This window comes from Amycolatopsis sp. NPDC059235 (genome assembly GCF_042754125.1).
In the GTDB taxonomy this organism is placed as follows: domain Bacteria; phylum Actinomycetota; class Actinomycetes; order Mycobacteriales; family Pseudonocardiaceae; genus Amycolatopsis; species Amycolatopsis albidoflava.
Window position 1 is genome coordinate 1 of record NZ_JBHZAG010000077.1, and the last position, 12,864, is coordinate 12,864.

Here is a 12,864-nt window from a genome sequence, read left to right on the forward strand (position 1 = left end):
TGGTGGTTGGGGGTGTGTTTTTCATGGGGTTAATGATGCTTTCAAACCCCCCCCCGAACCGCAGGGAGGCTTCGTATCGGGGTTGGGGCAGGGCTGGGTGCCTCGATCGTTGGGTGCATCGGCGGCGGTATAGAGCTGACTGCCTCGATGGTTGGGTGCGTCGGCGGCGGTATAGAGCTGGTTGTCTGGCTCGGTGGGTGCGTCGGCTGCGGGGGCGTCCGTGAGGGGAACCCTGAGGGACTCTGAGTCTGTGAGGGTTCCCCTCACGGACTTCGGCCGCCCCACAAAGCTGTGAAGGGCTCCTTGAGGGAATTAGATTCCCTCAAGGAGCCCTTCACAGACCGAAAAAGGCTCAGGCGCCGGCCAGGGAGCGCAGGGCGTCTGCGCGGGCGGTGCTTTCCCAGGGGAGGTTCAGGTCCGGGCGGCCGAAGTGGCCGTAGGCCGCGGTCGGGGCGTAGATCGGGCGCAGCAGGTCCAGGTCGCGGATGATCGCGGCGGGGCGCAGGTCGAAGACCTCGCTGATGGCCGACTGGATCTTGGTCGGGTCGACCGTTTCGGTGCCGAAGGTCTCGACGAACAGGCCCACGGGAGCGGCCTTGCCGATCGCGTACGCCACCTGCACCTCGACCCGTCCGGCAAGCCCGGCCGCGACCACGTTCTTGGCCACCCAGCGCATCGCGTACGCGGCGGAGCGGTCCACCTTGGACGGGTCCTTGCCGGAGAACGCGCCGCCGCCGTGGCGGGCCATGCCGCCGTAGGTGTCGACGATGATTTTGCGGCCGGTGAGGCCCGCGTCGCCCATCGGGCCGCCGATCACGAAGCGGCCGGTGGGGTTCACCAGGAGGCGGGTGCTGTCGGTGTCGAGGCCCAGCTCGGCCAGCTCCGGCTCCACGACGTGCTTGCGCACGTCGACGCCGAGCATCTGCTCCAGGTCGATCCCGTCCGCGTGCTGGGTGGAGACCACGACGGTGTCGAGCCGCACCGGCTGTTCGCCCGCGTACTCGATGGTGACCTGGGTCTTGCCATCCGGGCGCAGGTACGGCAGCACGCCGTCCTTGCGGACCGCGGTCAGCCGGCGCGAGAGGCGGTGCGCGAGCGCGATCGGGAGCGGCATCAGCTCGGGCGTGTCCGAGCAGGCGTAGCCGAACATCAGGCCCTGGTCGCCCGCGCCCTGGCGGTTGATCTCGTCCTCGTCCGATTCCACGCGCGACTCGTACGCCGTGTCGACGCCCTGGGCGATGTCGGGCGACTGCGACCCGATCGCCACGTTCACGCCGCAGGAGTTGCCGTCGAAGCCTTTGGCCGACGAGTCGTAGCCGATGCGCAGGATGACGTCCCGCACGATGGTGGGGATGTCCGCGTACGCCTCGGTCGTCACCTCGCCCGCGACGTGCACCTGGCCCGTCGTGATCAGGGTCTCGACGGCGACCCGGCTGCGCGGGTCCTTGGTCAGCAGGCCGTCGAGGATCGAGTCGCTGATGGCGTCACAGATCTTGTCGGGGTGGCCCTCAGTCACGGATTCCGACGTGAACAGCCTTTTCGTGGACGCAGACACGACCTCGTCACTTCCCTCGGTCAAGCGATGGCGCCCCACCGGTATTTCAGGCGCTCCTGGCACAGCCCACCCTACCCAGCGGGCCTGTAGCTAGAGTCGACGCTGGATCAACGCTGTTACGGCATCCCACAATGTGGCCGCCAGGCGGGCTTTGGCTCCCTGTGCGATGACCTGCTCGGCGCCGTCCGAGGCGAGCAGCCAGCCCGCGTTGTCCTCGGTGCCGAAAGCCTTGCCGTCGCCGACCGCGTTGACCACGAGCAGATCCGCGCCCTTGCGGCGAAGTTTCGCGCGGGCGTGGTCGAGCACACTGCCGTTCTCGTCACCGGTTTCCGCCGCGAAACCCACCACGATCTGCCCGGAACGCCGTCCTCGCACCACTTCGGCGAGGATGTCGGCGTTGCGGTCGAGCGTGATGACCGGGTCCGGGCTGTCGTCGGACTTCTTGATCTTGTGGTCGGCGCGCGTGGCGGGCCGGAAATCCGCGACCGCGGCGGCCATCACGACGACATCCGCGTCGGCCGCGGCGGAATGCACCGCTTTGCGCATTTCTTCCGCGGTGGACACGCGGTGCAGCGTCGCGCCCGCCGGGGCGGGGAGTTCGTCGGTGTGCCCGGCGACCAGCGTCACCTCGGCTCCGCGCTGCGCGGCGACCCGGGCGAGGGCGAAGCCCTGTTTGCCGGACGAGCGGTTGCCGAGAAACCGGACCGGGTCGAGCGGTTCGCGGGTGCCGCCCGCGGAGATCACCACGCGGAGGCCTTCGAGGTCTCGCGGCAGCGCGCGCGGTTCGGCGAGCAGCAAGCGGGCCAGGTCGACGATCTCGGCCGGGTCGGCGAGCCGTCCCTTGCCGGTGTCGACGCCCGTCAACCGGCCCGCCGCGGGTTCGGTGACGACCATGCCGCGCGAACGCAGCAGCGCCACGTTGTCGCGGGTGGCCGGGTGCTCCCACATCTCGGTGTGCATCGCCGGGAAGAAGGCGACCGGGCACCGGGCGGTGAGCAGGGTGTTCGTCAGGAGGTCGTCGGCGAGCCCGTGCGCGGCCTTGGCCAGCAGGTTCGCGGTCGCCGGGACGACCAGCACGAGGTCGGCCTCTTTGCCGACCCGGACGTGCTGCACCTCGGGCACCTCGGTGAAAACCCCGGTGTGCACCGGGTTCCCGGACAGCGCCTCGAAGGTCGCCGCGCCGACGAAGTTCAGCGCGGCCTCGGTGGGCACGACGCGGACGTCGTGCCCGGATTCGGTGAGGCCCCGCAGGACCTCGCACGCCTTGTAGGCGGCGATGCCGCCGCCCACGCCCAGGACGACCCTGGGCTTGGCGTCATTCACCCTCGGTGTGCTCGAGCAGCCCGCCGTGGATCTCGCGCAGCGCGATCGACAGCGGCTTCTCGCGGGGGCCGGGCTCGACCAGCGGGCCGACGTACTCCAGCAGGCCCTCGCCCAGCTGCGCGTAGTAGTCGTTGATCTGCCGGGCCCGCTTGGCCGAGTAGATCACCAGCGCGTACTTCGAGGAGACCTTTTCGAGCAGGTCGTCGATCGGCGGGTTGGTGATGCCTTCGAGCTCTTCCAGCGTCGCCTGTTGCACAGTCACTCGTGGTGCTCCGTATCGTCACATCGAGCGGCGGCAGAATCGCCACCGCCGGTAATCAAGTCTAGCAACCGCCGCGCGGCGACCTCGACGTCGGCGTTCACGACCCGTTCGTCGAACTCCCCCGCCGCGGCCAGTTCGCGTTCCGCCTCGGCCAGCCGGGCGGCCACCGCGGCCTCGGTCTCGGTGCCGCGGCCGGTGAGCCTGCCGACCAGTTCTTCCCAGGACGGCGGCATCAGCATGACCAGCCGCGCCTCCGGCATCGCGGCCCGGACCTGCCGGGCGCCCTGCAGTTCGATCTCCAGCACCGCCGGACGGCCGTCGGCCAAGGCCTTCTCCACCGGCTCGCGCGGCGTGCCGTACCGGTTGCCCGCGAACTCGGCCCATTCCAGCAGCCGGCTCCCGGCCACCATCCGGTCGAATTCGGCGGAATCCACGAAGTGGTAATGGTTTCCGTCGACCTCGCCCGGCCGCGGCGCCCGCGTCGTCACCGAAACGCTGAAGTACAGGTTCGGCTCCAGCAGGCGCAGCTGTCCCACCACACTCGACTTCCCGACTCCGGAAGGGCCGGAGACGACGGTGAGCCGGGGGCGGGAGAAGTCTCCTGCCACCGGCTCACCGCCGCGGTCGGCGCCCCGGGTCACCGGGTAGTCCTGACCGACGCCGCTCACTCGCCGCTGAACTCGGCCAGCAGCGCCTTGCGCTGCCGGTCGCCGAGCCCGCGGAGCCTGCGGCTGGGGGCGATCTCCAGTCGTTCCATCGTCTGCTGGGCGCGCACCTTGCCGACGCCGGGGAGCGCCTCGAGCAAGGCCGAAACCTTCATCTTGCCGAGGACTTCGTTCTCCTCGGCCTGCTTCAGCACGTCGACCAGAGTGGTACCGCCCCGCTTCAGCCGCTCCTTCAGCTCAGCACGGATGCGGCGGGCGGCGGCGGCCTTCTCCAGCGCCGCAGCACGCTGTTCCTCTGTCAGCTGGGGAAGTGCCACGTTTTCCTCCGGTAGTTCTCACATCTGGGTGGGTGACGCGACGGTACCCACCCCTGAGCAGGGGCCACAATGCGGGGGTGGCTGGTGGAGCGCGATTCCGGGGCCTGCTATTGGCCTTTTCCGCGCAGTCCCGCCAACCGGCCGTTCACCTCTTGGGCCGCACGGCGTAACGCGCCGGTGTCCGGGCCGTGGCGCAGCAGGTCGCGCGAGGACGCCGGGAGCAGGCCCGGAAGGCCTTCCCCGAAAACTGCCCGCAAATCCGCCTCAGTTGCCCCCTGCGCCCCGAAACCGGGCGCGAGCACCGGTCCGTTGAGCCGGCTGAGATCGACTTCCCCAGGAGCCACAGTGGCCCCTACAACCACGCCGACGTCGCCGTACGGCTCAGCACCCGCATTGTGGTCCGCAGCAGCGTCTACGACGCTCTGAGCGACCGTACGGCCGTCTTCGAGCCGCGCGCGCTGCAACGCGTTCGCTTCCGGGTTGGACGTGCGCGCGAGAACGAAGAGCCCGTTGCCCGCTTCGCGCGCCGCCGCGACAGCCGCGTCGAGCGCACCGAAGCCGAGGTACGGCGACACCGTGGCCGCGTCGGCGGTGAAAGCCGCCTTCTCGGCCACGTACGCCGCCGTATAGGCCGCCATGGTGGAACCGATGTCGCCGCGCTTCACGTCCAGCAGGACGAGCGCTCCGGCGTCGTGGGCGACGTCCACGACGCGTTCGAGCACCGCCACGCCGGCGGACCCGAACGCCTCGAAGAACGCCGACTGCGGCTTCACGATCGCCGCCACCTCGCCCAGCGCCTCCGCGGCGCTGAGCGCGAAGCGTTCGAGCCCGCTCGCGTCGAGCGGCAGGCCCCACGACTCGATCAGGCCCGGATGCGGGTCGATCCCGGCGCACAGCGGCCCGCGCGCGGCCACCGCTTCGGCCAGCCGGGCCCCGAAGCGCGCGGTCACGACGTCGCCTTCAAGGCCGCCTGGAGGTCCTGCAGGCTGCGCACGCCGATGTCGCCGCGGATAAGCGCTTCGATGCCGTGCACGGCCGCAGCCGCGCCCTGAACCGTGGTGACGCACGGAATATCGCGCGACACCGCGGCGGTCCGGATTTCGTAACCGTCCACGCGCGGCCCGCTGTTTCCGTACGGCGTGTTGATCACCATGTTGACCTCGCCGGCGAGGATCACGTCGACGATGTTCGGCTCGCCGGTGCCCGGGTCCGGCTCGGAGTGCTTGCGCACGACCGAACAGGCAACTCCGTTGCGCCGCAACACTTCCGCGGTGCCGGAGGTGGCGAGGATTTCGAAGCCGAGGTCCGCCAGCCGCTTCACCGGGAAGACGAGCGAACGCTTGTCGCGGTTGGCGACGGAGACGAAAACCCGGCCCGAGGTGGGAAGGGATCCGTAGGCGCCGCTCTGCGATTTCGCGAATGCTTTCCCGAATGAGGTGTCGACGCCCATGACCTCGCCGGTGGATTTCATTTCCGGGCCGAGCAGCGAGTCGACGCCGTGTCCTTCCGGCGTGCGGAACCGGTGGAAGGGCAGCACGGCTTCCTTGACCGCGACCGGCGAATCGGCGGGCATCCGGCCGCCGTCGCCCTCGGCGGGCAGCACGCCGGAGGCGCGCAGGTCCTTGATCGTCGAGCCGGTCATCACCAGCGCCGCGGCCTTCGCCAGCGGGACGGCGGTGGCCTTGGAGACGAACGGGACGGTGCGCGAGGCGCGCGGGTTGGCTTCCAGGACGTAGAGCACGTCGTCCTTGAGCGCGTACTGCACGTTGAGCAAGCCGCGGACGCCGACGCCGCGCGCGATGGCCTCGGTGGAGCGGCGGACCGCGTCGAGGTCCTGCGCGCCGAGGGTGATCGGCGGCAGGGCGCAGGAGGAGTCGCCGGAGTGGATGCCGGCCTCCTCGATGTGCTCCATGACGCCGCCGAGGTAGAGGTCCTCGCCGTCGAACAGCGCGTCGACGTCGATCTCGATGGCGTCGTCCAGGAACCGGTCCACCAGCACCGGGTGCTCGGGCGTGACCTCGGTGGCGCGGCGGATGTAGCCGGCGAGGGATTCCTCGTCGTAGACGATCTCCATGCCGCGCCCGCCCAGCACGTAGGAGGGGCGGACCAGCACCGGGTAGCCGATCTCGTCGGCGATCCGCTTCGCGCCCTCGAACGAGGTCGCCGTGCCGTACTTCGGCGCGGGCAGCCCGGCCTCGGTCAGCACCTCGCCGAACGCGCCGCGGTCCTCGGCCAGGTCGATCGCCTCCGGCGGCGTCCCGACGACCGGGACCCCGGCGTCGGCCAGCCGCTGCGCGAGCCCGAGCGGGGTCTGCCCGCCCAGCTGCACGATCACCCCGGCGACGGTGCCGGACTGCTGCTCGGCGTGCACGACCTCCAGCACGTCCTCGAACGACAGCGGCTCGAAGTACAGCCGGTCGCTCGTGTCGTAGTCGGTGGACACGGTTTCCGGGTTGCAGTTGACCATCACGGCCTCGAACCCGGCCTCGCGCAACGCGATCGCCGCGTGCACGCAGGAGTAGTCGAACTCGATGCCCTGCCCGATCCGGTTCGGCCCGGAGCCGAGGATCAGCACCTTCGGCTTGTCGCCCTGTGCGGCGACCTCGGAGACGGCCGCGGGGTCGGTCTCGTAGGCCGAGTAGTGGTACGGCGTCTTCGCCGCGAACTCCGCCGCGCAGGTGTCGACCGTCTTGAACACCGGCCGCACGCCCAGCCGGTGCCGCAGCGCGCGCACGCCGTCCTCGCCCGCGAGTTCGGGGCGCAGCGCGGCGATCTGGCGGTCCGACAGGCCGGTGCGCTTCGCCCGCCGCAGCAGGTCGCCGTCGAGCACCGGAGCGTCGCGGACCTCGGCGCCGACCTCGCCGATCAGCGCGATCTGGTCGATGAACCACGGGTCGATCCCGGACGCCTCGTGCACCTGCTCGACCGTCGCGCCGAGTCGCAGCGCGAGTTCCACCTCGTAGAGGCGGCCTTCGTGCGGCGTGCGCAGAGAGTCCAAAGTGGACTCGACCGTCGCGCCCTCGGGGTCGGGCAGCGTCCAGAACCCGGTCGCCTTCGTCTCGATCGACCGCATCGCCTTCCCGAGCGCCTCCGGGAAACTGCGGCCGAACGACATCGCCTCGCCGACGCTCTTCATCGTCGTGGTCAGCGTGGGGTCCGCGCCGGGGAACTTCTCGAACGCGAACCGCGGCACCTTCACCACCACGTAGTCCAGCGTCGGCTCGAACGCCGCCGGGGTCTCGCCGGTGATGTCGTTGCGGATCTCGTCGAGGGTGTAGCCGATCGCCAGCTTCGCCGCGATCTTCGCGATCGGGAAACCGGTCGCCTTCGACGCCAGCGCACTGCTTCGCGACACGCGCGGGTTCATCTCGATCACGACCATCCGGCCGTCGGCCGGGTTGAACGCGAACTGGATGTTGCAGCCGCCGGTGTCCACGCCGACCTCGCGCAGCACCGCGATGCCGACGTCGCGCATCACCTGGAACTCGCGGTCGGTCAGCGTCATCGTCGGGGCGACGGTGACCGAGTCGCCGGTGTGCACGCCCATCGCGTCCACGTTCTCGATCGAGCACACGACCACGACGTTGTCGTGCTTGTCGCGCATCAGCTCGAGCTCGTACTCCTTCCAGCCGAGCACGCTCTCCTCGATCAGCACCTCGGTCACCGGGGACTCGGTGAGCCCGGTCGAGGCCAGCCGCTCCAGGTCCTCGGGCGTGTGCGCCATGCCCGAGCCGAGGCCGCCCATCGTGAACGACGGCCGGATGACCACCGGCAGGCCCAGTTCCTCGACCGTGGACCGAACCTCGTCCATGTCGTGGCACACCCGGCTGCGCGGGACCTCCGCGCCGATGGTGCGCACGATGTCCTTGAACTTCTGCCGGTCCTCGCCGCGCTGGATGGCGTCGATGTCCGCGCCGATCAGCTCCACGCCGTACTTCTCCAGCACGCCGCGCTCGTGCAGCGCCACCGCGCAGTTCAGCGCGGTCTGCCCGCCCAGCGTCGCCAGGATCGCGTCCGGGCGCTCCGCCGCGATGACCTTCTCCACGAAGTCCGGCGTCACCGGCTCGATGTAGGTCGCGTCCGCGAACTCCGGGTCCGTCATGATCGTCGCCGGGTTCGAGTTCACCAGAGACACGCGCAGCCCCTCGCTGCGCAGCACCCGGCAGGCCTGCGTGCCCGAGTAGTCGAACTCGGCCGCCTGCCCGATCACGATCGGCCCGGAGCCGATCACCAGCACGTGCTGGATGTCCGTCCTCTTCGGCATCAGGCCTTCTTCTCCATCAAGTCAACGAATTCATCGAACAAGGGCGCGGCGTCGTGCGGACCCGCGGCCGCTTCGGGGTGGTACTGCACGGAAAACGCGGGCACGTCGAACGCGCGCACGCCTTCGACGGTGTCGTCGTTCGGGCAGTAGTGGCTGATCTGCGCGGCCCCGTAAGGGGAATCGAACCGCTGGCCCGGCTCGCCTTCGAGGGCGAAACCGTGGTTTTGCGCGGTGATCGCGACCCGGCCGGTCGCCACGTCGATCACCGGGATGTTGATGCCCCGGTGTCCGTAGCGCATCTTGTACGTGCCCAAACCCAAGGCGCGGCCGAGGATCTGGTTGCCGAAACAAATCCCGAACAGCGGAATCCGCTGCTCCAGAACGGTTTTCGTCAACGCCGTCGCGTGCGCGGTCGTCGCCGGGTCGCCCGGGCCGTTGGACAGGAACACCCCGTCCGGCTCCAGCGCGAGCAGTTCCTCCGCGCTCGTGCTCGAAGGCAGCACGTGCACCTCGATGCCCCGCTGCGTCATCAGCCGCGGCGTGTTCGACTTGATCCCCAGGTCCAGCGCCGCGACCCGGAACCGCGTTTCGCCATGCGCCGCAACGACATACGGCTTGTCCGTGGAGACCTCGCCGGCCAGATCCGCGCCCTTCATCGGCGGGCTCGCCAGCACCTCCGCGACCATCTGCTCGTCGCTGCCCAGCGCGTCGCCGGAGAACACGCCCGCGCGCATCGCGCCCTGCTCGCGCAGATGCCGGGTCAGCGTCCGGGTGTCCACTTCGGAAATCCCGACCACGCCCTGGCGGACCAGTTCGTCGTCCAGCGTGCGCTTCGCCCGCCAGCTCGACGGCGTGCGCGCCGGATCCCGCACGACGTAACCGGAAACCCAGATCCGGGCCGATTCGTCGTCCTCGTCGTTCCAGCCCGTGTTGCCGATCTGCGGCGCGGTCTGCACCACGATCTGCCGGTGGTACGACGGATCGGTCAGCGTTTCCTGGTACCCCGTCATGCCGGTGCAGAACACCGCCTCGCCGAGCGTCCGCCCGCGCGCGCCGTACGCCGCGCCGCGGAACACCCGGCCGTCTTCGAGAACCAGGGCGGCGGGGCCGCGAGTGCCGGTGCTCACTGGGCACCTCCCTTGATGTCGTGATCGGAAAGTTCGTTGATCCATTGTGGATAGTCGTCCAAGTCGTCGCCGCGGAATCCGGTGTCCAGCTCGACGTCGCCGAGCCGCCAGGTGATCACCAGCAGCACGTCGGTGCCGGTGACCTTCCCGGCGAGCCGCGAGTCCCTGCGGATCCCGGTGATCGAAGCGCGCGGGATCCAGAAGTCCGGCAGCCCGCCGCGTTCCACGGCCACCCCGTCCGGGTGCAGCCGCCAGACCGCGCCGGACCGGGGGCCCGCGCCTCGCGTGACGACACGGTCCTGCCAGTTGCCCGCGGTCGTGGTGCCCACGCACACGCCGACGGATTCCAGCTGGAACTCGCCGGGCTCGGCCGGGATCTCCGGGAACGGCGCGATCCGCGCGCTCTGCGAACGCGCCTTGCGCCGCCAGCCCATCCACATGCCCCACAGGCACAGCAGGAAGAAGACGACGATCCCCAGCGTCAGCAGCAGCCGCTCCATCAGCAGATCTTCCCCTCGCGCGCGGTGATGCGCCCGCGCAGCAGGGTCGCCGTCACCACGCCGGGCAACCGCATTCCCTCGTACGGGGTGTTGGCGGCGATGCTGGCCAGTTCGGCCCCGCGCACGGTCCATTCGGCGTCCGGGTCGACCAGCGTCAGGTTCGCCGGTTCGCCCGCTTCGATCGGACGGCCGTGCCCGGCCAGGTTCCCGACCTCCGCGGGCCGCTCGCTCATCACGCGGGCGACGCCGCGCCAGTCGAGCAGGCCGGTCTTGACCATCGTCTCCACGACCACCGACAGCGCGGTCTGCAGGCCGAGCATGCCCGGCCGGGCCGCGGCCCATTCGGTGTCCTTGTCCTGCGGGGCGTGCGGCGCGTGGTCGGTCGCGACGCAGTCCACCACGCCCTCGGCCAGCGCGGCGCGCAGCTTCTCCGCGTCGCCGCCGGTGCGCAGCGGCGGGTTGACCTTGTTGACCGGGTCGTAGGTCTCCAGCCGGTCGTCGGTCAGCAGCAGGTGGTGCGGCGTGACCTCGGCCGACACCTTCGTGCCGCGTTCCTTCGCCCAGCGCAGGACGTCGACCGTGCCCGCGGTGGAGACGTGGCAGACGTGCAGCCGCGCGTTCGCGTGCAGCGCCAGCAGGCAGTCGCGCGCGACGATCGACTCCTCGGCCGAAGCCGGCCAGCCCGGGTAGCCGAGGCGCGACGCCTGCTCGCCCTCGTGCGCCTGAGCGCCGACAGTGAGCCGCGGTTCCTCGGCGTGCTGAGCGATCACGGCGTCGAGCGCGGTCGAGTACTCCAGCGCGCGGCGCATCAGCAGCGGATCCGCGACGCAGACACCGTCGTCGGAGAAGACGCGCACCGCCGCGGTGCCCTTGGCCATCGTGCCCAGCTCGGCGAGCTTCTCGCCCTTCAGCCCGACGGTGACCGCACCGACCGGGTGGACGTCGACCAGGCCGACTTCCTGCCCGCGCCGCCACACATGGTCGGTGACGAGCGAGTTGTCGGCGACCGGATCGGTGTTGGCCATGGCGAACACAGCGGTATAGCCGCCCAGCGCGGCGGCAGCGGAACCGGTGTCGACGGTCTCGGTGTCTTCGCGGCCCGGCTCGCGCAAGTGCGTGTGCAGATCGACGAAACCGGGCAGCAGGATCTGGCCCTTGGCGTCGAGCACTTCGGCGCCCTCGGGAACGTTCACCGCGCCGATCGCGGCGATTACGCCGTCCTCGATCAGGACGTCCACCGGCTCGCCCTCGCCGTACGGGCGGGCACCCTTGATCACGATGCTCACGCGGCAGCTCCTTCACTGGCCAGGAGGTGGTAGAGGACCGCCATGCGCACGTGGACGCCGTTGCGGACCTGTTCGGTAATGGCTGAGGAGGGGGAATCCGCGACCGCGGAGGAGATCTCCATGCCGCGCAGCATCGGGCCGGGGTGCAGCACGACCGCGTGGTCCGGCAGCAGCGACTGGCGGCGCTCGGAGAGCCCGTAGGAGATCGAATATTCGCGCGCGGACGGGAAGAACCCGCCGTGCATCCGCTCGGCTTGGACGCGCAGCATCATCACGGCGTCGACTGCGGGCAGCTCGGCATCGAGATCGTGCGACACCGTGACCGGCAGCTTCTCGACACCGACCGGCAGCAGCGTCGGCGGCGCGACGAGCACGACCTCCGCGCCGAGAGTGCTGAGCAGGTGGATGTTCGACCGCGCGACCCGGCTGTGCAGGACGTCGCCGACGATCGCGATCCGCCGGTCCTTCAACGAACCGAGGCGTTCGCGCAACGTCGCCGCGTCCAGCAACGCCTGCGTCGGGTGCTCGTGCGTGCCGTCGCCCGCGTTGACCACCGCGGTGCCCGGCCCGGCGAGCCAGCCGGACAGCCGGTGCGCGGCGCCCGAAGCGGGGTGCCGGATGATCACGCAGTCGGCGCCTGCGGCGGCCAGGGTGAGCGCGGTGTCCCGCAGCGATTCGCCCTTGTTCACCGAGGAGCTGGACGCCGAGACGTTGATCACGTCCGCGCTCATCCACTTCCCGGCGATCTCGAACGACACCCGGGTGCGCGTGGAGTTTTCGTAGAACAGCGTGATCACGGTGCGGCCGCGCAGCGTCGGCAGCTTCTTGACCTCGCGGCCGAGCAGCGTGTGCTTCAGCTCGTCGGCGGTGTCGAGCACGGCGGTCGCGGTGTCCGCGTCGAGCCCGTCGGTGGCGAGCAGGTGCTTCACCGGGTTTCTCCTTCCGGCGCGCGCAGCAGCACCGCGTCCCGGCCGTCGGTTTCGGACAACAGCACGGAGACGCCCTCGGCGCGCGCGGTGGGCACGTTCTTGCCGACGTAGTCGGCGCGGATCGGCAGCTCGCGGTGGCCGCGGTCGACGAGCACGGCGAGCTGGACGGCACGCGGGCGGCCGTGGTCGCGCAAGGCGTCGAGGGCGGCGCGGATGGTGCGGCCGGAGAACAGGACGTCGTCGACGAGGATGACGACCCGGTTGTCGATCCCGCCCGGCGGCAGCTGCGTCTGCTCGAGAGCGCGCGGCGGGCGTCGGCGGAGATCGTCGCGGTAAAGGGTGATGTCGAGGGCGCCGTGCGGCGGCGCGACCCCGGCGAACTCGCCGATCTTCTCGGCGAGGCGCGCGGCCAGCGGAGTGCCGCGCGTGGGAATGCCGAGCAGCACCGGGTACTGCTCCGGCGGACCGGCTCCGAGAGCGGTCTTCTCGATGACCTGGTGGGCCATCCTCGCGATCGTGCGCGCGACATCACCGGCGGACAGCAGCTCGCGCTCTCCCGCCGGCTCCGCCGCGCCACGCGGACGTGACGACAAGGCGGACCTCCTTCCCCGCCTCTCTGGACGGGTCCTTAAAGGA

At 70.4% G+C, this 12,864-nt stretch carries 12 protein-coding genes; all 12 read right to left on the bottom strand.

The features are described from left to right. Positions 1 to 352 precede the first annotated feature (352 nt). The gene (gene metK, locus ACFXI3_RS35780) at positions 353 to 1,555 is read right to left on the bottom strand and encodes a methionine adenosyltransferase (RefSeq protein WP_037819197.1); all 1,203 of its coding nucleotides are present in this window, start codon (positions 1,553 to 1,555) and stop codon (positions 353 to 355) included. Between the two features lie 90 nt (positions 1,556 to 1,645). Next, the gene (gene coaBC, locus ACFXI3_RS35785) at positions 1,646 to 2,878 is read right to left on the bottom strand and encodes a bifunctional phosphopantothenoylcysteine decarboxylase/phosphopantothenate--cysteine ligase CoaBC (protein ID WP_378405650.1); all 1,233 of its coding nucleotides are present in this window, start codon (positions 2,876 to 2,878) and stop codon (positions 1,646 to 1,648) included. Beyond that, positions 2,871 to 3,140, bottom strand: coding sequence for a DNA-directed RNA polymerase subunit omega (gene rpoZ, locus ACFXI3_RS35790; protein WP_020658117.1), 270 nt, complete (start codon positions 3,138 to 3,140; stop codon positions 2,871 to 2,873). The genes coaBC and rpoZ overlap by 8 nt, the downstream gene beginning before the upstream one ends. After that, complete coding sequence (gene gmk, locus ACFXI3_RS35795; protein ID WP_378405652.1) at positions 3,137 to 3,808, bottom strand: guanylate kinase; 672 nt, start codon at positions 3,806 to 3,808, stop codon at positions 3,137 to 3,139. Before gmk ends, rpoZ begins: the two co-directional genes overlap by 4 nt. Beyond that, positions 3,805 to 4,122: an integration host factor, actinobacterial type gene (gene mihF / locus ACFXI3_RS35800; RefSeq protein WP_003096398.1), complete on the bottom strand. Its 318-nt coding sequence runs from the start codon at positions 4,120 to 4,122 to the stop codon at positions 3,805 to 3,807. The genes gmk and mihF overlap by 4 nt, the downstream gene beginning before the upstream one ends. Positions 4,123 to 4,229: 107 nt before the next feature. After that, positions 4,230 to 5,072, bottom strand: coding sequence for an orotidine-5'-phosphate decarboxylase (pyrF, locus tag ACFXI3_RS35805; protein ID WP_378405654.1), 843 nt, complete (start codon positions 5,070 to 5,072; stop codon positions 4,230 to 4,232). Further along, positions 5,069 to 8,386 (bottom strand): carbamoyl-phosphate synthase large subunit, encoded by a 3,318-nt coding sequence (carB, locus tag ACFXI3_RS35810; RefSeq protein WP_344267323.1) that lies wholly within the window; start codon positions 8,384 to 8,386, stop codon positions 5,069 to 5,071. Before carB ends, pyrF begins: the two co-directional genes overlap by 4 nt. Then, complete coding sequence (gene carA / locus ACFXI3_RS35815) at positions 8,386 to 9,558, bottom strand: glutamine-hydrolyzing carbamoyl-phosphate synthase small subunit (RefSeq protein WP_378405656.1); 1,173 nt, start codon at positions 9,556 to 9,558, stop codon at positions 8,386 to 8,388. The genes carB and carA overlap by 1 nt, the downstream gene beginning before the upstream one ends. Then, entirely contained in the window at positions 9,510 to 10,013 is a 504-nt protein-coding gene (locus ACFXI3_RS35820) for a transporter (protein ID WP_378405658.1), read from the bottom strand. The genes carA and ACFXI3_RS35820 overlap by 49 nt, the downstream gene beginning before the upstream one ends. Continuing rightward, the gene (locus ACFXI3_RS35825) at positions 10,013 to 11,299 is read right to left on the bottom strand and encodes a dihydroorotase (protein WP_378405660.1); all 1,287 of its coding nucleotides are present in this window, start codon (positions 11,297 to 11,299) and stop codon (positions 10,013 to 10,015) included. The genes ACFXI3_RS35820 and ACFXI3_RS35825 overlap by 1 nt, the downstream gene beginning before the upstream one ends. Further along, positions 11,296 to 12,228, bottom strand: a complete 933-nt coding sequence (locus ACFXI3_RS35830) for an aspartate carbamoyltransferase catalytic subunit (protein WP_116203801.1) — start codon at positions 12,226 to 12,228, stop codon at positions 11,296 to 11,298. The genes ACFXI3_RS35825 and ACFXI3_RS35830 overlap by 4 nt, the downstream gene beginning before the upstream one ends. Next, complete coding sequence (gene pyrR, locus ACFXI3_RS35835; RefSeq protein ID WP_344267333.1) at positions 12,225 to 12,821, bottom strand: bifunctional pyr operon transcriptional regulator/uracil phosphoribosyltransferase PyrR; 597 nt, start codon at positions 12,819 to 12,821, stop codon at positions 12,225 to 12,227. Before pyrR ends, ACFXI3_RS35830 begins: the two co-directional genes overlap by 4 nt. Positions 12,822 to 12,864: the final 43 nt, after the last annotated feature.

Excerpts from the sequence above, each read along its gene's own strand:
- carB (WP_344267323.1), bottom strand. The coding sequence starts at position 8,386 with ATGCCGAAGAGGACGGACATCCAGCACGTGCTGGTGATCGGCTCCGGG.
- carA (WP_378405656.1), bottom strand. The coding sequence starts at position 9,558 with ATGGATCAACGAACTTTCCGATCACGACATCAAGGGAGGTGCCCAGTG.
- ACFXI3_RS35820 (WP_378405658.1), bottom strand. The coding sequence starts at position 10,013 with ATGGAGCGGCTGCTGCTGACGCTGGGGATCGTCGTCTTCTTCCTGCTG.